The sequence below is a fragment of the Xanthomonas sp. LMG 12461 genome, assembly GCF_009192935.1.
GTDB lineage: Bacteria > Pseudomonadota > Gammaproteobacteria > Xanthomonadales > Xanthomonadaceae > Xanthomonas_A > Xanthomonas_A sontii.
The window spans coordinates 1-22,890 of the sequence record NZ_NQYT01000061.1; the positions used below are offsets into that span (position 1 = coordinate 1).

The window sequence follows — 22,890 nt, forward strand, 5'->3', positions numbered from 1 at the left end:
ATCGGCGCTGGGCCCGGTCCTGCCTTGTCGATGCGAGTTCACGCCCGCGGGCGGACTCTGGATACCGTTCGGACACACAAGGGCCAGCATGTGGAGGGCGGAGCCGATCTACGATGCAAGCTCGAAGCTTTAGGAGCGACTGGACCTCCCGCACCTCCTCCGATGATCAGTCGGAAGACATGACGCCTGTTTAGGGGCGACATGTCCAGATACAAGGAGCGGCTTCAGCCGCGATGGGCGTTACCGGGAAAGCGTGGTCGCGGCCGAAGCCGCTCCTACAAAGGGCGCTACAGGGGCACGGCGAGACGGTCGACACCTGCCGCGCCAATTACCCCCCCTCGCCACCTCAGTCCTGCAACCCCAGCGCCGCCAGCACCTGCGCGGCCAGCGCTTCGACATTGTCGCCATCGGCGTGCAGGTGCAGTTCCGGCCGCTCCGGCGCCTCGTACGGGGAGTCGATGCCGGTGAAGTTGGGAATCAGGCCAGCGCGCGCCTTGGCGTACAGGCCCTTGACGTCGCGCGCCTCGGCCACCGGCAACGGCACGTCGACGAACACTTCGAGGAACTCGCCCTCGCCGAAGCGCTCGCGCGCCAGTTGCCGCTCGGCGCGGAACGGCGAGATGAAGCTGACCAGCACGATCAGGCCGGCATCGGTCATCAGCCTGGCCACCTCGGCGACGCGGCGGATGTTCTCCACGCGGTCCTCGTCGGTGAAGCCCAGATCGCGGTTCAGGCCATGGCGCACGTTATCGCCATCGAGAATGAAGGTGTGGTAGCCCAGTGCGTGCAGGCGCTTGTCGACCAGGTTGGCGATGGTCGACTTGCCGGCGCCGGACAGGCCGGTGAACCACAGCACCTTCGGTGTCTGTCCCTTGATCCGCGCGCGCGCGGCCTTGTCCACGTCTAGGTGCTGCCAGTGCACGTTGCCGGCGCGGCGCAGCGCGAAATCCAGGGTCCCGGCGGCGACGGTGGCGTTGCTGTGGCGGTCGATCAGGATGAAGCCGCCGAGCGCACGGTCCTGCGCGTACGGGGCGAAGGCGATCGGCTGGTCCAGCGCCAGGTTGCAGTAACCGACCTCGTTGAGTTCCAGGCGCTTGGCCGCCAGCCGCTCCTGCGTGTTGACGTCGATGCGGTGCTTGATCTCGGTGACACTGGCGGCCACGGTGCGCGCACCGATCTTCAGCCAGTACGGGCGACCCGGCAGCAGCGCGGCATCGTCCATCCACAGCACGTGCGCGGCGAACTGGTCGGCCACCTCCGGCGGATCGCCGGCAGCGGCGATCACATCGCCACGGCTGACGTCGATCTCCTCGGTCAGGGTCAGCGTCACCGCCTGCCCGGCCACCGCGCGCGGCACCGCATCGGCGCCGATCAGCACCTGCGCGACCTGCGCGCGCCGCGCCGACGGCAGCACCACCACCGCATCGCCGGGCTGTACCGCGCCGGCCGCCACGGTGCCCGCGAAGCCGCGGAACTGCGCGTGCGGCCGGTTGACCCACTGCACCGGCAGGCGCAGGCCGCCGTCGCCGCGGCGCGCGCCCAACTGCACCCCTTCCAGGTGTTCGAGCAGTGCCGGGCCGGCATACCAGGGCATGCGCGCCGAACGCTGCGACAGGTTGTCGCCCTCCAGCGCCGACAGCGGAATGCACTGCACGTCGGCGATGCCCAACTGCGTGGCGAGCGCGCGGTACTCGGCGGCGATCGCGTCGAACGTCGCCTGCGCGAACTCGACCAGGTCCATCTTGTTGACCGCCAGCACCACGTGACGGATGCCCAGCAGCGCGACGATGTAGCTGTGCCGGCGGGTCTGGGTCAGCACGCCCTTGGACGCATCGACCAGCACCACCGCCACATCGGCGGTGGACGCCCCGGTGGCCATGTTGCGGGTGTACTGCGCATGCCCGGGGCAGTCGGCGACGATGAACTTGCGTCGGTCGGTATCGAAATAGCGGTACGCCACGTCGATGGTGATGCCCTGCTCGCGCTCGGCGGCCAGGCCGTCCAGCAGCAACGCATAGTCGATCGCCCCGCCGCGGGTACCGTGGCGCTTGCTGTCGACACCGAGCGCAGCCAGTTGGTCGTCGAACAGCCGCTTGCTGTCGTACAGCAAGCGACCGATCAGCGTGCTCTTGCCGTCGTCGACGCTGCCGCAGGTGATGAAGCGCAGCAGCGGCTTGTGTTCGTGTTGCTGCAGGTAGGCGGCGACTGCGTCGCCGCCTACGGGAATAGGGAATGGGGAATGGGGAATGGAAACAGCGGTCTCCTGCGACGCGCCAGATGGCGGCGATGCTTGCTTTTGCACTTGCGATTCCCGATTCCCTGCTCCCGATTCCCAACCCATCAGAAATACCCCTCCACCTTCTTCTGCTCCATCGACGCACCCGGATCCTGGTCGATGACCCGGCCCTGGCGTTCGGAGGTGGTGGCCTGCAGCATCTCGGCGATGATCTTCCCCAGGGTGTCGGCCTGCGACTCGATCGCGCCGGTCAGCGGGTAGCAGCCGAGGGTGCGGAAGCGCACGCGGCGCAGTTGCGGGGTTTCGCCGGGACGCAACGGCAGGCGTGCGTCGTCGACCATGATCAGCGCGCCGTCGCGCTCCACCACCGGACGCTCGGCGGCGAAGTACAGCGGTACCACCGGAATCGCTTCGCGGTAGATGTACAGCCAGATGTCCAGCTCGGTCCAGTTGGACAGCGGGAACACGCGCACGCTCTCGCCGGGATGGATGCGCGGGTTGTACAGATTCCACAACTCCGGACGCTGCTGCTTGGGGTCCCAGCGGTGGTGCGCGTTGCGGAACGAGAACACGCGCTCCTTGGCGCGCGCCTTCTCCTCGTCGCGGCGCGCGCCGCCGATGGCGGCATCGAACTTCCACAGGTCCAGCGCCTGCTTGAGCGCCTGGGTCTTCATCACGTCGGTGTGCACGCTGGCGCCGTGGCTGAACGGGCCGACGTCCTGGGCGACGCCGTCGGGATTGATGTGCACGCGCAGCTCCACGCCGGTCTCGGCGGCGCGGCGGTCGCGGAAGGCGATCATCTCGCGGAACTTCCAGCGCGTGTCCACGTGCAGCAGCGGGATCGGCGGCGGCGCCGGCGCGAACGCCTTGAGCAGCAGGTGCAGCAGAACCGAGCTGTCCTTGCCCACCGAATACAGCAGCACCGGGTTGCGGAACTCGGCAGCGACCTCGCGCAGGATGTGGATGCTCTCGGCCTCTAGGCGGTCGAGGTGGGACAGGGGGAACGCACTCATCGAGACGGCGGCGGCAGGCAGTAGGAGACCGGACCGAAGCGTAGCAGCGGTCGTGGCAGTCGGGGCGGCAGTGTGCGTCGCGCCGGCCGCCCGGCAGAAATAAGCCCCGGGCATGAGCCGATAACCCCTGTTCCTTTCTGCACCGCGCAACGCTTCCCTAACATCGGTCATCCCTTCCCAACACCCGGACCGGCCATGACCGCCGCCTCGCCCGCGTTGCCGCCCAGCCCCTTGCCCGAGGAGCGCAAGGCACTGCTGGCGCGGACCGTGGAGGGCCTGGACGCGGCCGGCCTGTGGTGGCTGTCCGGCTACGCCGCCGGCCTGGCCCAGGCGCAGGGGCCGACAACCCCGGCGCTGGCCGTGGTCGCCGGTGCCGCCGCGTCACCCTCGCCCGCGCCGCAGTTGAGCATCGTCTACGGCAGCCAGACCGGCAACGCGCGCCGCGCCGCCGAACAGGTGGCCGCCGAGGCCGAAGCCGCCGGGCTGGCGGTGCGCCTGCTGCGCGCCGACGTCTATCCCACCCGCGAACTGGGCAACGAACGCCTGCTGTACGTGGTCATCAGCACCCAGGGCGAGGGCGACCCGCCGGACGATGCGATCGGCTTCGTCGAGTTCCTGCAGAGCCGGCGCGCGCCAAAGCTGCCGCAGCTGCAGTACGCCGTGCTCGGCCTGGGCGATTCCAGCTACGCCGATTTCTGCGGCATCGCCCGGCGCCTGGATGCGCGCCTGGCCGAACTCGGCGCGCAGCGGCTGCTGCCGCTGGGCGAGGCCGACCTGGAGATCGAGACGGTCGCGGCGCCATGGCGCGTGCAGGCGCTGGCGCAGGCACGCGACGTACTGGGCCGCCACACGCCCGCGGCGCCGTCGGCCACGGTGACCCCGCTGCGCGGCACCGCGGCGACGGCTTGGAGCCGCACCCAGCCGTTCGCCGCCGAAGTGCTGGCCAACCAGCCGATCAGCGGCCGCGACTTCAAGGGCCCGCGCTACGCCGCGCACGGCCCGGCCGACAAGGACGTACGCCACCTGGAGCTGTCGCTGGCCGGCAGCGGCCTGCACTACGAACCCGGCGATGCCCTGGGCGTGCGCCATCGCAACCCGCCTGCACTGGTCGAGGCGGTGTTGACCGCGACGCGACTGGACGGTCACGTCGAACTCACCACCGATGGGCAGACACTGTCCCTGCACGAGTGGCTCAGCGGCCACCGCGAACTGACACGGGCCTCGCGCCCGTTGCTCAGCGCGGTCGCCGAACGCGCCGGCGCGACCGCGCTGACCGAGCTGCTCGACCCCACCCAGACCGCCGGCCTGGCGGCGCTGCTCGCCGATCACCAAGTGATCGACGTGCTGCGGCGCTGGCCGGCGGATTGGGACCACGCCGCGCTGCTGCAGGCGCTGCGGCCGATGGTCCCGCGCTTGTACTCGATCGCCTCCAGCCGCAAGCGGGTCGGCGACGAAGCCCACCTCACCGTCGACGTGCTGGCCTACGACGCGCACGGCCATGCGCACGGTGGCGCCGCCAGCGGCTATTTGGCTGCCCTGGCCGAAGGCGACAGCGCGCCGGTGTACATCGAACCCAACGAACGCTTCCGGGTGCCGGCCGACGCCAGCCGCGACATCCTGATGATCGGCCCCGGCACCGGCGTGGCGCCGTTCCGCGGCTTCGTGCAGGAGCGCGCCGAGAGCGGCGCCAGCGGCCGCAACTGGCTGTTCTTCGGCGCCCGCCACTTCAACCGCGACTTCCTCTACCAGGCCGAATGGCAACAGGCGCTGCGCAGCGGCGAACTGCACCGGCTGGACCTGGCGTTCTCGCGCGACGTGCAACCGCTGCGCGGGAACACCGCTCCTTCCAAGGTCTACGTGCAGCAGCGCCTGCGCGAACACGGCCGTGCCGTCTACGACTGGCTGCAGAACGGCGCGCACCTGTACGTGTGCGGCGCCATCGCCATGGGCAAGGACGTGCACGCCACCCTGCTGGAGCTCGTCGCCGAACACGGCGCCCACAGCCCCGAGGACGCCGCCGCCTACCTCAGCCAACTGCAGCGAGAGGGGCGGTATGCGCGTGATGTCTATTGAGGCGGGGAATCGGGAAACGGGAATGGGGAATGGGCAACAGCCGACCTCGACGGGCTTTCCGTAATCCGACGCACCCGCTCTTGCCATTCCCTATTCCCTATTCTCGATTCCCTGCCCAATGTCCCACTCCGTCGAAGACATCAAGCACCACAGCCAGCGCTTGCGCGGGTCGCTGCTGCAGAGCCTGGCCGATCCGGTCACCGGGGCGCTGCGCGAGGACGATCAGACCCTGATCAAGTATCACGGCAGCTACCAGCAGGACGACCGCGATCTGCGCGAGGAGCGGCGCCGGCAGAAGCTGGAGCCGGCCTACCAGTTCATGATCCGCACGCGCACCCCGGGCGGGGTGGTCGATCCGGCGCAGTGGCTCAAGCTCGACGCCATCGCCACCACCTACGGCAACCACTCGCTGCGCGTCACCACGCGCCAGGCGTTCCAGTTCCACGGGGTGATCAAGCGCGAACTGAAGGCGACCATGCAGGCGATCAACGCCGCGCTGATCGACACCCTGGCCGCCTGTGGCGACGTCAACCGCAACGTGCAGGTCGCCGCCAATCCGCTGGCCTCGCAGGCGCACGCCACGCTCTACGCCGACGCCGCGCGCGTGTCCGAACACCTGCTGCCCAATACCCGCGCCTACTACGAGATCTGGCTGGGCGAGGAACAGGTCGCCGGCAGCGGGCAGGAGGACGAGCCGATCTACGGCAACGCCTACCTGCCGCGCAAGTTCAAGATCGGTTTCGCGCTGCCCCCGATCAACGACGTGGACGTGTTCGCCAACGATCTGGGCTTCATCGGCGTGCTCGGCGCCGACGGCACGCTGGCCGGCTACAACGTCAGCCTCGGCGGCGGCATGGGCGCCAGCCATGGCGATGCGGAGACCTACCCGCGCGTGGCCAACGTGGTCGGCTTCATCGACCGCGCGCAGTTGCGCGACGTCGCCACCGCGGTGGTCACCACCCAGCGCGACCTGGGCAACCGCACCGTGCGCAAGCGCGCGCGCTTCAAGTACACCATCGACGACCACGGCCTGGACACGGTGCTGGCGGAGATCGAGCGGCGTGCCGGCGTGCGCCTGCAGCCCACGCGCGACTTCGCCTTCGAGCACAACGGCGACCGCGCCGGCTGGCAGACCGGCGAGGACGGCCGCTGGCACCTGACCCTGTCGCTGCCGGCCGGGCGCATCGCCGACCACGCCGACGGCGCACAGTACCTCAGCGGCCTGCGCGTGATCGCCGCGCAGCTGCGCAACACTGGCGACGGCGCGCACTTCCGCATGACCTCGAACCAGAACCTGGTGATCGCCGGCATCCCCGCGGCGCAACGCGATGCGATCGACGCGCTGGTGCGCGCGCATGCGCTGGACGCTGGCAACCGCGCACCCACCGCGCTGGCGCGCGCGGCCATGGCCTGCGTCGCCCTGCCCACCTGCGGCCTGGCGATGGCCGAGGCCGAGCGCTACCTGCCGGCCTTCGCCGCGCAGTTGCAGCCATTGCTGGCGCGCCACGGCCTGCAGGACGCGCCGATCCTGCTGCGCCTCTCCGGTTGCCCGAACGGCTGCTCGCGGCCGTACCTGGCCGAGATCGCCCTGGTCGGCAAGGCGCCGGGCCGCTACAACCTGATGCTCGGCGGCGACCACCGCGGCCAGCGCCTCAACACCCTTTACCGCGAGAACATCGCCGAACCGGAGATCCTCGCCGCGCTGGAACCGCTGTTCGCGCGCTATGCCAACGAGCGGCATGAGGACGAGCGCTTCGGCGATTTCCTGCACCGCACTGGCGTGGTCGAGTTGCCCGCCTATCCCACCCACCGTCACCTGATTCCGTCGGAACTGCACGCATGAGCGCTCTGCCCGCCGCCTCCCAAGACGCCTCCGCCAACGCACCGGTGCCGGCCCTGGATCTCGATGCCGCCAATGCGCTGCTGGCGACGCTGTCCGCGCCCGAGCGCGTGGCCTGGGCGCTGCAGCACGGCCCGGCCGAAGCGGCACTGTCGTCCAGCTTCGGCGCGCAATCGGCCGCCACCCTGCACCTGCTGACCCGGCAGCGCCCGGACATCCCGGTGATCCTGATCGACACCGGCTACCTGTTCGCCGAGACCTACCGCTTCGCCGACGCGCTGACCGACCGACTCAAGCTCAATCTCAAGATCTATCGCCCGCTGGTCAGCCGCGCCTGGATGGAAGCGCGCCACGGCCGCCTGTGGGAACAGGGCATGGTCGGCATCGAGCAGTACAACAACCTGCGCAAGGTCGAGCCGATGCGTCGCGCCCTGGACGAACTGAAGGTCGGCACCTGGTTCACCGGCCTGCGCCGCAGCCAGTCCGACAGCCGCGCGCAGACCCCGTTCGTGCAGAAGCGCGGCGAGCGCTACAAGATCAACCCGATCGCCGACTGGAGCGACCGCGACCTGTGGCAATACATGCAGCAGCACGACCTGCCCTATCACCCGCTATGGGAACAGGGCTACGTCTCCATCGGCGATTTCCACACCACCCGCCGCTGGGAACCGGGCATGCGCGAGGAAGACACCCGCTTCTTCGGCCTCAAGCGCGAGTGCGGGATCCATGAGGATCTGTGAGACGCGCCAGCACACGTTCGGGCTTTTTGTAGGCGCGGCGTCAACTGCGACAGGCGTTACCGGCCACACCGCGTTTTTTCAGTAGAAGCGGCTTCAGCCGCGACCGGGTTTCATGGGAACGCCCGGTCGCGGCTGAAGCCGCTTCTACAGAGACAGCCCCTTATCTCCAGTGCAAGGCTGACGGCAACAATGACCGCGGATCGCTCTTTGTGGGAGGGACTTCAGTCCCGACTGCAACAAGTCGGATGCGCCGATGGATCGGCTTATCGCGGCAGCATCACAGCACATTCCGACCTCGACCCGCTAAGCCCCCACCACCGGCTCCCGCCGCAGCACCAGCACCCAGTCCAGCGCCAGCATCAGCAGCAAGGACACACCCACCAGCGGAAACAGCATCCCGCCCAGCACCAGCAGCGCGACCACGCCGCGCAGCGTGCGCCGGTCCGCGGGCAGCGGCGGCACCCCGAGCCCGCCCTGTGGGCGCCGCTTCCACCACATCACCGCCGCGCTCACGCACAGCAGCACGATGCCCAGGCAGGCCACGATCAGCACGATCTGGTTGAGCGCACCGTACTCCTGGCCCAGATGCACGTTGATGCCCCACTCCAGCGTTTTGGCCAGCGGGCCGTAGTCGGCATAGCGCATATCCAGCAGCACCTGGCCGCTGTACTGGTCCAGATGGATCACCCGTTGCTGTGCCAGGTCCGGCGGATACACCGAGGCGGTATAGACCCCGCGCACGCCGCGCGGTAGCGCCACGCTGTAGCCCGGTGCGATGCCGCGCGCCTGGAACCGCGCCACCGCCGCATCCAGGCCGATCGCGCCCGCCGCCGGCATGGCGTCCGGCATGTCGGCCATGCCGCCGTGTTCGCCATGCTCCTCGTGTCCGCCATGCGCGCCGTGCGCCGCGTGCGGGTCCGCGGCCGGCGGCGACGACTGCGGCAGGCGCGCCTGGCGTAGCGACCACGCCGGCACCTCGCTGTCGCTCAGCCGCTGCGTCGACATCGGCAGGTCCACCCGCAGCCCGGACGGATAGCCGTAGTGATGACCATTGGCCAGGCGGTTGACCTGCGCGCCCCAGAACCACGACCACGGCATCCCGGTCAGCGCCAGGAACAGCAGCAGCACCCCGACCACGCTGCCGGTGAGCGCATGCAGATCGCGCCAGAACAGCCGCTGCGCCGGCCGCCCGCGCACCGTGGTCACGCCGCCGCGGCGCCCGCGCGGCCACCACAGGTACACGCCGGTGAACACCAGCAGGATCGCCCAGCCGGCCGCCACCTCGATCAGCGCATTGGCGAACCAGCCGACGTAGTCGAGGCTGTGCAGGCGGCGGATGGTCCAGGCCACGGTGCCGTGCTCGGGCAACTGCCCCAGCACCCGCGCCCGGTACGGGTCCACGTACACGACCTCGCGGCGGCCATCGGCGGTGGCGATGGTCACTTCCGCCGAGGCATCGCGCCGCGGCGGTGTGGTGTAGCGCAGTGCCTGGCCCGGTTGCGCGGCCAGCGCCACGTCCAGCAGCCGCTGCGGCGCCAGCGTCTGCGCGTGGGCGGCTACCGGCACGGTCTTCAGCGCGCGGTGGAAGTAGCCGTCGATCGGCTGCTGATAGACGAAGGCCGCACCGGTCAGCGCCAGCCAGACCAGCAGCGGCAGCACCAGCAGGCCGGCATAGAAATGCCAGCGCCACACGGCGCGGTAGAAGCGTGCCGGCGCCACAGCGGACGCGGGAGAGTGCGTCGTCATCACCAGCCCCAGCTCAGCGTGGCGTAGAGCGCGCGGCCGTCGCCGGGCGAGTAACCGGAGGAGCCGCTGTCGTACCAGGCGTAGACGTAGTGCCGATCGGTCAGGTTCTTCAGTTGCAGCGAGACCTCGCGCTGCGCACGCCAGCGCCAGGTCGCGCCGAGATTGGCCAGTGCGTAGCCGCCGTAGCGGCCGAGGGTGTTGCTGCGCTCCACGTAGTAATCGCCCTGTGCGTTTCCCCAGGCCGACAGTGTCAGCCGCGGCGTGACCTGCCAGTCGATGCCGGCGTTGGCCAGGTAGTGCGGCACGTTCTCGATTTCCTTGCCGCGTGTGGCCGGCGCGCTCGGGTCGGGGGTGACGATGACCGCGCGCTGCCGCGAATACGCCAGCCACAGCGTCCAGCGCTCGTCCGGACGCAGGTTCAGTTGCGCATCCCAGCCGCGGCGCAGGGTCTTGCCGACGTTGCCGACCTCGCCGGTGCCGACACTGCCGTTCACGCCGAGGATGGTCGCCACTTCGTCGGACGCACGCTGCTCCCAGTAAGCCACGCGTGCGTCCCAGCGCTGCTGCGCACCGGCGAACTTCAGGCCGGTCTCCCAGCCATCGTTGTAGGACGGTGCCAGGTTGCGCGCCTGGGTACGGTAGGCGCCGTTGCCGCTGCCGATCTGGAAGGTGCGGCCGATGTTGGCGTAAAGACTGGCCTGCGCGGTCAGGGCGTACACCGCGCTGAACTTGGGTTGGCGGATCGTGCCGTAGGCGTAGGTCGGATAGCGCGCGCCGCTGGCGAGGTCGCGGAACTGCCCGCCGACCCGATCCACCCGGTAGCCCGGCACCAGTTGCAGGCGCGCGGTCGGCCGCAGCACCGCCTGCACGTAGGCGCCTTCGGTGTGCAGATCGAAATCCCAGTCGCGCAGCGGCGCGGTGCGCACGCGCGCCACGGTGCGGTAGCGCTGCGAGATATTGTCCTGCCACTGCGCGTCGACCCCACCCTCCAGCGCAAAGGCGTCGGCACGCGCCAGCGCCGGGCGCCAGCTGAACCTGGCCAGCAGGCCGCGCTGGCGCTCGTCGGTGTCGCGTTCCTGCTGCGCGCCGGCCGCGGTGAAGCGCACCCAGCGCTGGTTGTCGTAGCGGTTCCAGTACGCCTTGGCGCTGCCCTGCACGGTCTCGGCCAGACGCGCATCCAGGTGCAGCGACACCTGCGTGGTGTGGCGCTGGCTGCGGTCGTCGCGCGCGTAGTCGGGCGAACTGCGTGGCGCGCGCTGCGCGGTGGCGTAGTCCAGATACCCCGCCTCCAGCGCCGTGTTGCGGTAGTCGCGCGCGCTGAGTCCGGCACGCCAGCGCCCGTCCGGATCGGTGTAGAACCACTTGCCGGCGAACGCGTGCTTGCGCGCGTCGGCATGGTCGCGATAGCCGTCGCTGTCGCGCCAGGCGCCGAAGTAGTTCTGGCTCCAGGCGCCGCGCTCGATGCCCTGCGTCGCCTGTACCTCGCGGGTGCCGAAGCTGCCGACGGTGACGCTGGCGCGGCCGTCGTTGCCGCCGCTGCGGGTCAGCACGTCGACGCTGCCGGCGATCGCGTTCAGGCCGTAGCGCGGGTCGTTGGTGCCGCGCACGATCTCGATCGCGGCGATGTCCAGCGGGAACACCGCGTCCAGGTACGGCATGGCGCCGGCATTGTCGTTGCTGGGCACGCCGTCGATCAGCAGCTTGACCGCATTGACCCGGCCTTCGCCGTTGAAGCCGCGAAAGGAGAAGCGCCCAGCGTCGGTGCCCATCTTGAACTGGGTCACCTGCACGCCGGGTGCGCGCATCAGCAACTCCCAGCTGTAGTCCACATGCTGGTCCTGCAGCAGGTCGCCGCCAAGGATGTCGACGGAACTGAACACGCTGCGCGCGCTGGAACCGGCGGCGAGCGGCGAGGTGGCCTGGACCTTGCCCAGGGTCAGCACGGAATCGCCGGCGGCGCCGGGCGGCGCATCGGCGGCATGGGCGGGCGCGGCCGCGGCGAGACACACGCAACAGCACGCCACCACCGGTGGCATGGCAGGAAAACGGAACATGGCGAAAACTCCATCGGCACGAGGGCGTGCCGCAGCGGCGCCGCGGCACGGGAACGACAACCCGTGGATCAGGAGAACAGCGGTGGCCCGCGCGGCGGGTGTGCGCGGCGTGCGGCGGCCGTGACGACACGGCTGTGCCGCGCCGCCACAGGCACTGGCGGACAGCGCCAGGGCAGCAACGCCAGCAACAGCACTACCCACGGCAGCAGCCGCGCGGCGAGCAGGCAGTAATCGCAGGCCGGCGCGTGCGCCAGGCCGGCATCGTCGTGGTGGCCGCCATGCGCCGCCGAGACGGCTCCCGCCAGCGCCGCCAGGCGCAGGCCGCCGCTGGTGCACAGCACCTGGTCCTGCAACGCCGCCGCCTCGGCCTGCGCCTGCCGCCACTGGCTGATCGGCGGCGCCAGCAGCAGCAAGCCGAGCGCCAGTGCGGCGAGCGCGGCCCAACACGACGGCAGCTGACGGAGACGGACCATCGGCGCATTCTAGAGGGTGCGACGGCCATTGAAACGCGTGCGATGCCGTGTGCGGCGAAGTGACGCATGCACGTCGTGGCGGTGCCGGACCGGCAGCGTCCTCGGTCGGTAGACCGAAGCCCCAGCGGCCGCTACCGCCCCCGGAGCACGGCCGCATCGCCATCGTCCTGCCGCCGCCCAGGCGCCCGGCAAGGTGATCCGTCCGTTGCCTGGCCGGACCATGCGCTCTCTGCAGATCGACGACGGGCCGGCGTTTCCGACGCGGCGGCGACCATCGCGGGCGCCGCGCACCGCCGTGTCCGGCGAGCGCGGCGCTTGCATGGCGCCCCGATTGCGGCACCATCGGCCGCGGCCGCGTGCAGGATTCCGGCACGGCCGCCCTTGTTCCGTCCCACTCAGCGAGCCGCCCCATGCCCACGATCACGATCTACCACAACCCCGCCTGCGGCACCTCGCGCAACGTGCTCGGGCTGATCCGCAACAGCGGCGTCGAGCCGACCGTGATCGAATACCTGAAGACCCCGCCCGACCGCGCCACCCTGCAGACGCTGGCGGCGGCCAGCGGGCTGCCGCTGCGCGACCTGATGCGGCAGAAGGGCACGCCCTACGCCGAGCTGGGGCTGGACGACCCGACGCTGGACGATGGCGCGCTGCTGGAGGCCATGCTGCAGCACCCGATCCTGCTCAACCGGCCGATCGTGGTCAGCCCGCTGGGCACGCGCCTGTGCCGGCCGTCGGAGACCGTGCTGGAGATCCTGCCGTCGCCGCAGCGCGGCGCCTTCGCCAAGGAGGACGGGACGCCGCTGGTCGACGCGGAGGGCCGCTGGGTGGGCTGACCAGGCGACACCGCCGGCGCAGCCGATTCGCTAAGCGCAGGTGCAGCGCACGCGAGCACCGTGTGAACGCCGCGTCGGCAAAAACCGTGACAGGTACCATAGACTGCGTGCCTTTCCGCCCGAGTCGCGCCGCATGTCTCCCGTCGAACCCGCCGCCGACCCGGTCTATTGCGCGGCCAAGCCCCGCAACGAAGCGCTGCGGCTGGACGCCTTGCACAGCTACGCGATCCTGGACACCCCGCGCGAGCCGGCGTTCGACGACATCACCCGGCTGGCCGGGCTGATCTGCCAGGCACCGATCGCGGTGGTCAACCTGATCGACAGCGAGCGCCAGTGGTTCAAGAGCGAGATCGGGCTGGGCACGCGCGAAACGCCGCTGGCGACCTCGCTGTGCGCGCACGCTCTGCTCGAGGACGACCTGCTTCTGGTGCCGGATACCCGCGAGGACCCGCGCTTCGCCTGCAATCCGCTGGTCACCGGCGAGATGCGCCTGCACTTCTATGCCGGCGCGCTGCTGAAGACCTCCGACGGTCTGGCCCTTGGCACCGTCTGCGTGCTGGACCGGCGCCCGCGCCAACTCAGCTACGAGCAGATCGAAGCGCTGCGCGCGCTGGCGCGGCAGGCGATGGGCCAACTGGAACTGCGCAAGGCGCTGCATCTGGCGCAGGAATCCGACCATTACCGCAGTCGCCTGATGGCCATCGCCGGCCACGACCTGAAGACCCCGCTGCGTACCGCGTCCTATGCGCTGAGCAAGCTGCAGCGCCAGCAGGACGCGGCGCAGGATGGGTCGCTGGAGACCGCACGTACCGCCTTGAACCAGGTCGCCAGCGGGCTCGACCAGCTCGCCACCAACGCCGCCGCCGGCGAGCTGCGCCTGCCGGCGCTGCAGACCCTGGCCCTGGCCGACGTGCTGGCACCGATCCTGGCCACCTGGCAGCCGCAGGCCGCGGCCAAGGGCGTGCAGCTGCGCAGCGTGCCGACGTCCTTGCGCGTGCGCAGCAGCGCGGCCTTGCTGTCCACGTTGCTCGGCAACCTGCTCGGTAACGCGGTCAAGTACACCGCGCAGGGCAAGGTGCTGATCGGCTGCCGGCGCCGCGGCGACCAGGTGGCGGTGGAGATCATCGACCGCGGCATCGGCATGGACGAAGAGGGCCTGCGCACCTTGTTCCAGGCCTTCCGCCAGGCCGACCCGCGCAGCGACGGCCTCGGCCTGGGCCTGTGGATCGTGCGCCGCGCCGCCGAGACCCTGGGTTGCACCGTGGAAGTGCGCAGCCAGCCGGGCCACGGCAGCCACTTCACCGTGCTGCTGCCGGCGGCGAGCACGGACGCCTGACGCCCGAGCCACGCTGGCGCAGGTGTACTTGCGCTGGCGACCGTCCCCTCATCCGCCCCTTCGGGTCACCTTCTCCCCGGGGGGGAGAAGGAAGATGTCAAGCGCAGCCGCGCAGCGTTGAGTCGCTAAGGCTTGGCAGGGAACAGTGAGGTTGAGGTCTTCCGGCAGCCTGCAGTCGGGACTGAAGTCCCTCCCACAATGGCCACGGCCACTCAGTGTGAGGGGCCTGAACTGCGCTGCGCTGAGCGCGGGTACTGGCACTGGCGACCGTACCCTCATCCGCCCCTTCGGGGCACCTTCTCCCGGGGGGAGAAGGAAGATGTCAAGCGCAGCCGCGCAGCGTTGAGTCGCTAAGGCTTGGCAGGGAACAGTGAGGTACTGAGGTCTTCCGGCAGCCTGCAGTCGGGACTGAAGTCCCTCCCGCAATGGCCAGCGCCGCTCAGTGCGAGGGGCCAGGGTGCAGCAGCCGCGGGAATCCAGCTTTTGCGATTCCCCAATCCCGATTCCCCATTCCCGGCTTCACCGCGATTCCCCAATCCCGGCCTCAAAGTCACTCCTTCAACACCATATCGATGCACAGCACCGCCGCCATGATCAGGATCCGCCGCGGATCCTCGGCCGGCAGGCTCTCGGCGATCGACAGCATGTAGTTGTCGGCGCTGGTGAACAGTTCCTTGCCCAGCCCGGCCCACTTCTTGGACACTTGCGCCAGTTCGCGCTCGCCCTGCACGAAGCGGAAATCCCAGCTGGTCCACTTGCCGCGCAGGGTGCACACCGGCGCGCCCTGGGCATCGAGCACGTCGAACTTGCCGCCGATGGAGAAGAACTTCTGGCTGAAGGAACCGACCAGCCGATCGTGCTCATCCAGCACCTCCACCCGGGACAGGAACAGCGAGAAGCCGCGCTTCACCGTCAGCACCTTCTGCCCTTCGGGAGTGCGCACTTCCACCTGGAACGGGGTCATGCGCTTGTAGTCGGAGAACCGGAAGATCTTGGTGAACACGCCCAGGTTCGGCTCGCGGCATTCCAGCAGCTTGCGGTTGCTGTGCGGATCGAACACGTCGTAGTTGTTGGCGGCCTTGAACATGCCGACCTGTTCCTTGACGAAGAACAGGTTGTGCTGAAGAACAGGATGCATCGGGCGTCCTTGCGTTGGGAAAGTCGACGCGCCCTGGGCGGCGGCCGCACAGCGGCGGCGTGGTACCGGCAGGCGCCGGCACGCCCAGGGTCGCGGTCTGCCGGGTGGCAGAAGGGGCCGCATGATAGGCGGCGGCTCGCGCTGCGGCAACGCGCACTGCAGGCAACCACGCCGGTGCGGGGTCTTCATTCCAGTGCAGGCCGCGACGCCGTTGCCCTTACTTCTTTTGCCAGACGTCTGTCCGAAGCCAATCGCCATATCGATCAAAGGACGCCGCTGTCGCGATTCCCCAGTCCCGATTCCCCATTCCCGGCTTCTAGCTGGTAATGGTCTGAGTCAGATCTTCCCAGCTCGGCGGCGCCGGCCAGTCCGGCTGCTGGTTGCCTTCCATCACCCGGCGCAGGTCGCGGGTGTCGATCTGCGGCGCCAGCACGTGCACCAGCTCCAGCGCGTAGTCGCGCAGCACCCGGTCGCGCGGCAGCACCGCCCAGGCGATGCAGTCGGGAATCTCCGGCGGCGCCGGCCACGCGCGCAGATCGGTGTCGTTGGCGCTCACCGCCATTTCCGCCAGCAGGCCCACGCCGAGTCCGGTACGCACGTAGGTCTTGATCAGGTCCGCGTCGAGCGCGGTCAGCGCGATCCGCGGCTCCAGTCCGAGCCGGCCGAAGGCGCGCTGCAGCGAGGAGCCGGCGCGCGTGGAGGATTCGTAGCTGATCAGCGGCTGTGCCGCCAACGCGACCATGTCCGGCACCCGCTTGGGCACGTCCAGCGCATGCCCGCGCGGCACCAGCACCAGCCGCCGCCAGCGGTACAGCGGCACGGCGATGCCCGCCGCCGGCGCGCTACCGGCGGTGCTGACGATGGCGATGTCGGCGTCGCCCTGGCTGAGCAGATCCAGCGCCGCGCTCTCGGCGGCCTGCTGCAGGTGCACGCTGACCTGAGGATAGGCCTGCTTGATCTGCGCCACCGCCGGCGGCAGCACGAAGCGCGCCTGGGTGTGGGTGGTGGTGAGGGTCAGTTGGCCCTGGCTCTCGCGGCGCTGGTTGGCGGCGTAGGTGCGGATGTTGTTGGCCTCGGCCAGCACCGCACGGGCGCGCTCGATCACCTCGCGCCCGGCCGGAGTCACCGTTTCCAGGCTGCGGCCCTTGCGCACGAACAACAGGAATCCCAGTTCGTCCTCCAGTTGCTTGAGCTGTTTGGACAGCCCCGGCTGGGTGGCGTGCACGCGCGCCGCCGCCAGGGTGATGTTCAGATCGGCATCGGCAATGGCGACGAGGTAGCGGAGTTGGGTCAGCGTCATCGGGACGAGGGCGAGGCGCCGCCAGGCGGGACGCTCGACTGTAGTGGAATTCGGCCTTTCACCTTATAACCGAAAGCTATCTGCCTTGGGCATGAAGTCATTTCCTGGGGCTATGAGCCGGCGCTACGGTCGTCGCTCCCGCCTGCCCCGCGTTGCGAGCCGCCCTGTGAGCCCTGCCCCGATTGCCCTGTATCCGGACCTGCGCGACCGGGCCGTGCTGGTGATCGGCGGCGGCGCGGCCGCCGAGCGCCAGCTGCAGGCACTGCTCGCCGCCGGCGCCCTGCCACGGGTCGCCGCGCCGACCCTGACCCCGGGCTTGCATGCGCTGGCCGCGCAGGGACGGCTGGCCTGGCTGCACGGCGCCTTCGACAGTGCCTGGCTGGACAGCGTCTGGTACCTGATCGCCGCGAGCGAGGACGCCACGGCCAACCGCCAGGCGCTGCAGGCCGCGGCCGCGCGGCGGGTGCTGGCGCAAGCCGTGCCGGCCGAGCCGGCGTCCGCAGCCAATGCCGCTGCCGCCGAGACCGCCGCACAGCAGGCGCTGCCGCTGCGCCCAGGCAGCGTGACCCTGGTCGGCGCCGGTCCCGGCGATCCCGGCCTGCTCACCGGCCACGCGCTGCACGCCCTGCGCCAGGCCGACGTGGTCCTGCACGACCGCCTGGTCAGCGCCGCGATCCTGCAGCTTGTGCCGGCCGGCACCGAGCGCATCGCCGTCGGCAAGTCGGCCGACGGCCATAGCGTGGCGCAGGAGCAGATCCATGCCTTGCTGCTGGAACACGCGCGGCGCGGACGCCGGGTGGTGCGACTGAAGGGCGGCGACCCGTTCGTGTTCGGCCGCGGCGGCGAGGAACTGGAATACCTGCGCGCGCACGGCGTGGACTACGCGGTGGTGCCCGGCATCACCGCCGCACTCGCCTGCGCCGCCTACGCCGGCATCCCGCTGACCCATCGCGACCACGCACAGTCGCTGCGCCTGGTCACCGCGCACTGCAAGGCCTCGCTGGACACCCTGGACTGGACCGCACTGGCACAGGAACGGCAGACCCTGGCGGTGTACATGGGCGTGGCCGGCCTGGACACGGTGCGCACGCGCCTGCTCGCCGCCGGCCGCGCCGCCGGCACGCCCTTCGCGCTGGTCGAGAACGGCTCGCGTGCCGAGCAGCGGGTGGTGCGCGGCACCCTCGCCGACCTGCCCGACACCGCCCGCGCGCATGCGGTGCGTGCGCCGGCGCTGCTGATCCTGGGCGAGGTGGCCGCGCTGGCCGACACCCTGCACTGGTTCGGCGCCGCACCGCTGCACGCGCTGCCCTCACCTTCCCCGAAGCAGGCGGCGCCTACCCTGGCCCACGCCGCCTGACCCGCACTTTCCGGAGACCCCACGCATGGCCATCTACGACAACATCCTCGACACCATCGGCCACACCCCGATCGTCAAGCTGCAGCGGCTGGCGCCGGCGCACGTGGACCTGTACGTCAAGGTCGAGGCCTTCAATCCCGGCGGTTCGGTCAAGGACCGCCTGGCCCTGGCGATCGTGCTCGACGCCGAGGCGCGCGGCCTGCTCAAGCCCGGCGACACCATCGTCGAAGCGACCTCCGGCAATACCGGCGTGGCGCTGGCGATGGTCGCCGCCGCACGCGGCTACAAGTTCGTGGCGACGATGGTGGAGACCTTCTCGATCGAGCGCCGCAAGCTGATGCGCGCCTACGGCGCCAAGGTGATCCTGACCCCGGCCGCCGAGCGCGGCAGCGGCATGGTGCGCAAGGCCGAGGAACTGGCCAAGCAGCATGGCTGGTTCCTGGCTCGGCAGTTCGCCAACCCGGCCAATCCGGCCTACCACCGCAGCACTACCGCCGCGGAGATCCTGCGCGACTTCGCCGGCCGCCGGCTCGACCACTTCGTCAGCGGCTGGGGCACTGGCGGCACCCTCACCGGCGTCGGCGAAGTGCTGCGGCTCGCGCGTCCGGAAGTGCACATCACCGCCACCGAACCGGCCGGCGCGGCCCTGCTGCAGGGCCAGGAGTGGAAGCCGCACAAGATCCAGGGCTGGACGCCGGATTTCGTGCCCGAGGTGCTCAACCGCGAGGTCTACGACGAAGTGTTGAGCGTGGAAGACACCGACGCCATCACGGTGTCGCGGCGCCTCGCCGCCGAGGAAGGCATCTTCACCGGCATCTCCGGCGGCGGCACGGTGGCCACCGCGCTGCGCGTGGCCGAGACCGCGGCGCCCGGCGCGGTGATCCTGGCGATGCTGCCGGATACCGGCGAACGCTACTTCTCCACGCCGCTGTTCGCCGACATCAACGAAGGCAGCGACGACGACTGGCTGGCCGGCCTGCCGTAAGCGCGCAGCTGGCAATGCCGCACCGGCGCGGCATCGCTATTGTGCGTGCGGATCGAAGTACGCCGTCCACGATATCGGCGCGGCGCGCAGGCTGGCCGCGTGCCGGAACGCGGCCATGGCTTCGGCCTGCTGGCCCACGTTGAGCAAGGCCACGCCCAGATTGAAGTAGGTACTGCGATCGTCGGACTGCAAGCGCACGGCGCGGCGCAGTGCCGCCGCTGCCCGCCGGTAGTGCCCGCGATCGCACAGCACCGCGCCCAGACAGGTGAGCGGGCGTGGATCGGCGGGTGCCGCTCTGGCCGCGGCGCGCACAAGTGTCTCGGCCTCGGCCAGCAGCGCATCGGCACGCTGCGGCTCCCGGAACGCTGCCATGACCAAGGCCTTCGCCTGCGCGAGGCGGTCGTCGGGCACGGATGCGCTCATGCCGGCACACCGCAGGCCGGCGTCCCGCCTGCCCCGCACGCGAGCGGCAGGACGACGAGCCCGCTGCGCACCAGGACGACGTGGCGTGCAGCGGACTGCAGGTCCGCGTGCGCCATGCCTCAACCCGGCAGCGGCGCGCCCAGCGCCGGCGGCTGCGGCGCGGTCAGGCGCTCCACCAGCAACTGCTCGATGGCGGCCACGTCGACCTCGCGCACCACCTGCTGCGCCTGCTCGCCCAGGCCCGGCTGATAGCCCGGCGCCCACGACAGGATGTCGCCATAGCCGGCGCCGAACTCGGTGTTGGTGTCCACGTACAGCGTCTCGCTGACGGTGGCCAGCTCCGGGCGCAGCCACACCGCGGTGGCCAGTTCGTCCCACATCGGGAAGCCAGGCTCGCGCCGGCGCAGCGCATGGCCGATCGGCGTGTCGGCGGCGCCCATCCGCGCCAGCAGCTGCGGGGTCAGTTCGGTGGCGGTGGACGGATCCACCGGCACCATCACCATGCGCCGCCACGGCGCGCGCATCACGATGCTGGCCGCCTCCGGATCCCAACGGATGTTGAATTCGCGCCGCGGCGAATTGACGAACTCGCGCGCGAACTGCGCCGCCGAGACGCTGTCGCGGCGCTGCCGCGGATTGAGGCTGCCGCCCATGTAGACCAGTTCCTTGGCCAGCGTGGCGAAGTCGGGATCGAGCCGTTGCGCCAAGGCCAGGTTGGTCAGCGGCCCGGTGGCGACGATGCTGACCTCGCCGGGGAACTCGCGCACCTTGCGGATCATGAACAAGGCGGCCGGCTCGCTGGCCGCCTGCACCACGGTGGGATTGCCCAGCGGCAGGTCCGGGACCACGTCGTGGGCGTGGTAGCGCGGCGCGCTCTGCACGGTGTCGTGCTCGACCCACTGCCGGGTCCAGGCGCCCTTCCACAGCAACTTGCCGTACAGCGCTTCCCAGCGCTCGGTGGCGACCTCGCTGTTGAGCAGCGGGAACACCGGGCCGGGCAGCACCGGCACTTCGCCTCGCCCGGCGATCTCAAGCAGGCGCCGGGTATGCGCCAGCGCTTCGTCGCGCCAGATGTTGCCGCTGACCACCGAGATGCCCAGCACCTCCACCTCGGGCGATTGCAGCAGCAACAGCTGCGCAGGAGTGAAGCCGTCGATGTCGTCTTCGAGGATGACCCGGCGGCGCGGGGCGGCGGTGCTGCTGGCGGAAGCGATTGGCATGAGGCGGGACAGTGGTGGCGGAAGGGGAACGACCGGCGCATCGGGTGCGATCGACGCGGAACGACGCGACACGTCGAACGCAAGCGTCTGCGACGTGCCGCACGGGCGCTAGGGTAATCGGGTTTGCGCGCACTGCCACGCACGACGAGGCACTGCCGGGTCGCGCCCGTGCCCATTCGTGACGCGTGCGCGCGCGGACGCCGTGGGCAGCCGCGTAAACTTGCGCGGCCGCAACCGAACCAGGGAAGGACTGCATGCACGACCGAACCGACCGCACCGATCCACCGCCCGCACGTGCGCAGGTGCGCGTGCCGTTGCTGGTGCGCACGACCTCGCCGGTGCATTTCCTGCTGGCGCTGCTGCTCGGCGCCAGCCTGCAGCACGCGCTGCCGTTGCCGTTGCCGCAGGGCGCTGCACTGGCCTGGCTGCAACTGGGCGGCGGCGCCGTCGCGCTCGCCGGCCTGCTGCTGGCTTGCTGGTGCTTCGTGCTGTTCGCGCGCGACCGCACCACCCTGCTGCCCGAGCGCGCGCCCTCGCACCTGGTCTGCCACGGGCCCTACCGGCTGACCCGCAACCCGATGTACGTCAGCCTGACCCTGAGTTACCTCGGCCTGAGCGTGCAGATCGGCTGGCCGTGGTCGGCGCTGTTGCTGCCCTTGCCGCTGCTAGCCTTGCAGCGGGTGGTCATCCCCTACGAGGAAGCGCGCCTGCGCGAACGCTTCGGCAGCGCCTATGCGCGCTACTGCGCGCAGGTCGCGCGCTGGCTGTAGCCACTGGCCGCGTCAGCATGCCTCAGCGCGCCAGCCACCAGGCCGCCGCCGCAGCCAGCAACAGCGCCAGCAGCACCCAACGCCAGGCCCCGCCGCGGTCGCCGGCGGCCACGGTCGAGGCGGCACCCAGCGTCGGCGCCGAGCGCAGATGCCGCTGCACCATCTCCAGTGCCTCGCGCAGCGACATGTCCGGATAGTGCTCGAACACCAGCTTGGCGGCCGTCCGCCGCTCGCCGCGACGCAGCGCCAGTTCCGCCGCCGGAGGCAGGTGCCGTTCCTCGGCCGCCGCCGGCGCCTGCGCCCCGGTCGCCGACGTCGCGCCCGCTGCCGCCCCGGAGGCGTGGCGGTCGAGCATCTCCGTCACCGTGCGCGCTGCGCCGGCCAGCAGCCAGGCATCGACCTGCTCCTTCGCACTGCGCAGGTCCATGCCGCTGTGCGCGCGCAGCAGCTTGATCGCCTTGATGATCTGGCCCTGCGCGAGGGCATCGGCGACCTGTGGCGGCGGCGGGTTCGGGTTCATGTCGCAGGTGCTGAGATGGGGGCGCGTCAGTCTTGCCGCTGGCCGGTTAAGCGGCCGTGGCAGCGCGCGGCGGCGGTGGCGACACCCTCACGCATCCATCATTCGGCTCCCCTAAAGATCGGCGCATGAAGATCGAAATCTGGCAAGGCGACATCACCCAGCTCGACGTGGACGCGATCGTCAACGCCGCCAACGAGTCCCTGCTCGGTGGCGGCGGCGTGGACGGCGCCATCCACCGTGCCGCCGGCCCGGAACTGCTGGAAGAATGCCGGCGCCTGCCGGAACTCAAGCCGGGCGTACGCTGCCCGGTCGGCGAGGTGCGCGCCACCGCGGGCCACCAGCTCAAGGCGCGGCACGTGCTGCATACCGTCGGTCCGGTGTGGCGCGACGGCGCCCACAACGAACCGGCCCTGTTGGCCAACTGCTACTGGCGCGCCCTGCGCATGGCCGAACAGATGGGCCTGCACTCGGTGGCGTTCCCGGCGATCAGCTGCGGCGTCTACGGCTACCCGCTGCACCAGGCCGCGCGTATCGCGGTGGCCGAGACCGACGCCTGGCAGCGCGCGCATGCGGTGCCCAAGCGGATCATCCTGGTGGCCTACAACGACGCCACCGCCAAGGCGTACCGGCAGGCGTTGCGCGACGCGCAGTGCGCCACTGCAGCCTGAGCGGTCGACCCGGACGCTCTCAGAGACCCGGCGACTACCCGCGAATCACCACAGGGCCTGCGTTCCACCCGGGCGCAGGCACGCCCTGATTCACTGAGATGGCGGCCGCCCAGCGCCCGGCGCTGGCACAGCGTGCTGTGGGGATTATCCCGACACCGTGTC

At 70.5% G+C, this 22,890-nt stretch carries 19 protein-coding genes; 9 read left to right on the forward strand and 10 right to left on the reverse strand.

From position 1 onward, the window contains the following. Positions 1–346 precede the first annotated feature (346 nt). Both cysN and cysD read right to left on the reverse strand, forming a co-directional pair. Positions 347–2,341 carry a sulfate adenylyltransferase subunit CysN gene (cysN, locus tag CEK68_RS15685; protein ID WP_152239939.1) on the reverse strand — a complete coding sequence of 665 codons (1,995 nt, stop codon included), beginning with the start codon at positions 2,339–2,341 and terminating at the stop codon, positions 347–349. After that, the gene (cysD, locus tag CEK68_RS15690; protein ID WP_152239940.1) at positions 2,341–3,249 is read right to left on the reverse strand and encodes a sulfate adenylyltransferase subunit CysD; all 909 of its coding nucleotides are present in this window, start codon (positions 3,247–3,249) and stop codon (positions 2,341–2,343) included. The genes cysN and cysD overlap by 1 nt, the downstream gene beginning before the upstream one ends. Positions 3,250–3,444: 195 nt before the next feature. Between cysD and CEK68_RS15695 the strand changes: the two genes are divergently transcribed. The 3 genes from CEK68_RS15695 (at position 3,445) to CEK68_RS15705 (ending at position 7,902) form a co-directional block, all read left to right on the forward strand. Continuing rightward, positions 3,445–5,322 carry an assimilatory sulfite reductase (NADPH) flavoprotein subunit gene (locus CEK68_RS15695; RefSeq protein ID WP_152239941.1) on the forward strand — a complete coding sequence of 626 codons (1,878 nt, stop codon included), beginning with the start codon at positions 3,445–3,447 and terminating at the stop codon, positions 5,320–5,322. Between the two features lie 118 nt (positions 5,323–5,440). Next, positions 5,441–7,165 (forward strand): assimilatory sulfite reductase (NADPH) hemoprotein subunit, encoded by a 1,725-nt coding sequence (gene cysI, locus CEK68_RS15700; RefSeq protein WP_152239942.1) that lies wholly within the window; start codon positions 5,441–5,443, stop codon positions 7,163–7,165. Next, entirely contained in the window at positions 7,162–7,902 is a 741-nt protein-coding gene (locus CEK68_RS15705) for a phosphoadenylyl-sulfate reductase (protein ID WP_152239943.1), read from the forward strand. Before cysI ends, CEK68_RS15705 begins: the two co-directional genes overlap by 4 nt. Positions 7,903–8,205: 303 nt before the next feature. Here the strand turns inward: CEK68_RS15705 and CEK68_RS15710 are convergent, their stop codons facing one another. The 3 genes from CEK68_RS15710 to CEK68_RS15720 form a co-directional block, all read right to left on the reverse strand. Further along, positions 8,206–9,648, reverse strand: a complete 1,443-nt coding sequence (locus CEK68_RS15710; protein ID WP_152239944.1) for a PepSY domain-containing protein — start codon at positions 9,646–9,648, stop codon at positions 8,206–8,208. Next, positions 9,648–11,702, reverse strand: a complete 2,055-nt coding sequence (locus tag CEK68_RS15715) for a TonB-dependent receptor (protein WP_152239945.1) — start codon at positions 11,700–11,702, stop codon at positions 9,648–9,650. The genes CEK68_RS15710 and CEK68_RS15715 overlap by 1 nt, the downstream gene beginning before the upstream one ends. Before the next feature lie 68 nt (positions 11,703–11,770). Next, on the reverse strand, positions 11,771–12,175 hold the full coding sequence (locus CEK68_RS15720) for a DUF2946 family protein (protein WP_152239946.1): 405 nt from the start codon (positions 12,173–12,175) through the stop codon (positions 11,771–11,773). Between the two features lie 410 nt (positions 12,176–12,585). Here CEK68_RS15720 and arsC point away from each other — a divergent pair, with 410 nt between their 5' ends. Both arsC and CEK68_RS15730 read left to right on the forward strand, forming a co-directional pair. Next, entirely contained in the window at positions 12,586–13,011 is a 426-nt protein-coding gene (arsC, locus tag CEK68_RS15725) for an arsenate reductase (glutaredoxin) (protein ID WP_152236170.1), read from the forward strand. A 133-nt stretch (positions 13,012–13,144) separates the two neighbouring features. Then, positions 13,145–14,347, forward strand: a complete 1,203-nt coding sequence (locus CEK68_RS15730) for a GAF domain-containing sensor histidine kinase (RefSeq protein ID WP_152239947.1) — start codon at positions 13,145–13,147, stop codon at positions 14,345–14,347. Between the two features lie 550 nt (positions 14,348–14,897). Here CEK68_RS15730 and CEK68_RS15735 read toward each other — a convergent pair. Both CEK68_RS15735 and CEK68_RS15740 read right to left on the reverse strand, forming a co-directional pair. Further along, entirely contained in the window at positions 14,898–15,485 is a 588-nt protein-coding gene (locus tag CEK68_RS15735; RefSeq protein ID WP_152239948.1) for a phospholipid scramblase-related protein, read from the reverse strand. Between the two features lie 316 nt (positions 15,486–15,801). Further along, on the reverse strand, positions 15,802–16,785 hold the full coding sequence (locus CEK68_RS15740; protein ID WP_152239949.1) for a LysR family transcriptional regulator: 984 nt from the start codon (positions 16,783–16,785) through the stop codon (positions 15,802–15,804). A gap of 166 nt (positions 16,786–16,951) precedes the next feature. Between CEK68_RS15740 and cobA the strand changes: the two genes are divergently transcribed. Together cobA and cysK are read left to right on the forward strand one after the other, a co-directional pair. Continuing rightward, the gene (gene cobA / locus CEK68_RS15745; protein WP_152239950.1) at positions 16,952–18,142 is read left to right on the forward strand and encodes a uroporphyrinogen-III C-methyltransferase; all 1,191 of its coding nucleotides are present in this window, start codon (positions 16,952–16,954) and stop codon (positions 18,140–18,142) included. A 25-nt stretch (positions 18,143–18,167) separates the two neighbouring features. Next, positions 18,168–19,127, forward strand: a complete 960-nt coding sequence (gene cysK, locus CEK68_RS15750; protein WP_152239951.1) for a cysteine synthase A — start codon at positions 18,168–18,170, stop codon at positions 19,125–19,127. Positions 19,128–19,163: 36 nt separating this feature from the next. Here the strand turns inward: cysK and CEK68_RS15755 are convergent, their stop codons facing one another. Next, on the reverse strand, positions 19,164–19,550 hold the full coding sequence (locus tag CEK68_RS15755; RefSeq protein ID WP_152239952.1) for a tetratricopeptide repeat protein: 387 nt from the start codon (positions 19,548–19,550) through the stop codon (positions 19,164–19,166). Positions 19,551–19,669: 119 nt separating this feature from the next. Then, positions 19,670–20,770: a nucleoside hydrolase gene (locus tag CEK68_RS15760; protein WP_043094962.1), complete on the reverse strand. Its 1,101-nt coding sequence runs from the start codon at positions 20,768–20,770 to the stop codon at positions 19,670–19,672. Positions 20,771–21,024: 254 nt separating this feature from the next. On the opposite strand from CEK68_RS15760, the gene CEK68_RS15765 reads away from it, so the two are divergent. Then, complete coding sequence (locus CEK68_RS15765) at positions 21,025–21,540, forward strand: isoprenylcysteine carboxylmethyltransferase family protein (protein ID WP_152239953.1); 516 nt, start codon at positions 21,025–21,027, stop codon at positions 21,538–21,540. Between the two features lie 22 nt (positions 21,541–21,562). Here CEK68_RS15765 and CEK68_RS15770 read toward each other — a convergent pair whose 3' ends face one another. Continuing rightward, the gene (locus CEK68_RS15770; RefSeq protein ID WP_152239954.1) at positions 21,563–22,060 is read right to left on the reverse strand and encodes a hypothetical protein; all 498 of its coding nucleotides are present in this window, start codon (positions 22,058–22,060) and stop codon (positions 21,563–21,565) included. Positions 22,061–22,185: 125 nt separating this feature from the next. On the opposite strand from CEK68_RS15770, the gene CEK68_RS15775 reads away from it, so the two are divergent. Further along, a complete protein-coding gene (locus tag CEK68_RS15775; RefSeq protein ID WP_152181057.1) occupies positions 22,186–22,728 on the forward strand; it encodes an O-acetyl-ADP-ribose deacetylase in 543 nt (180 codons plus the stop codon). Positions 22,729–22,890: the final 162 nt, after the last annotated feature.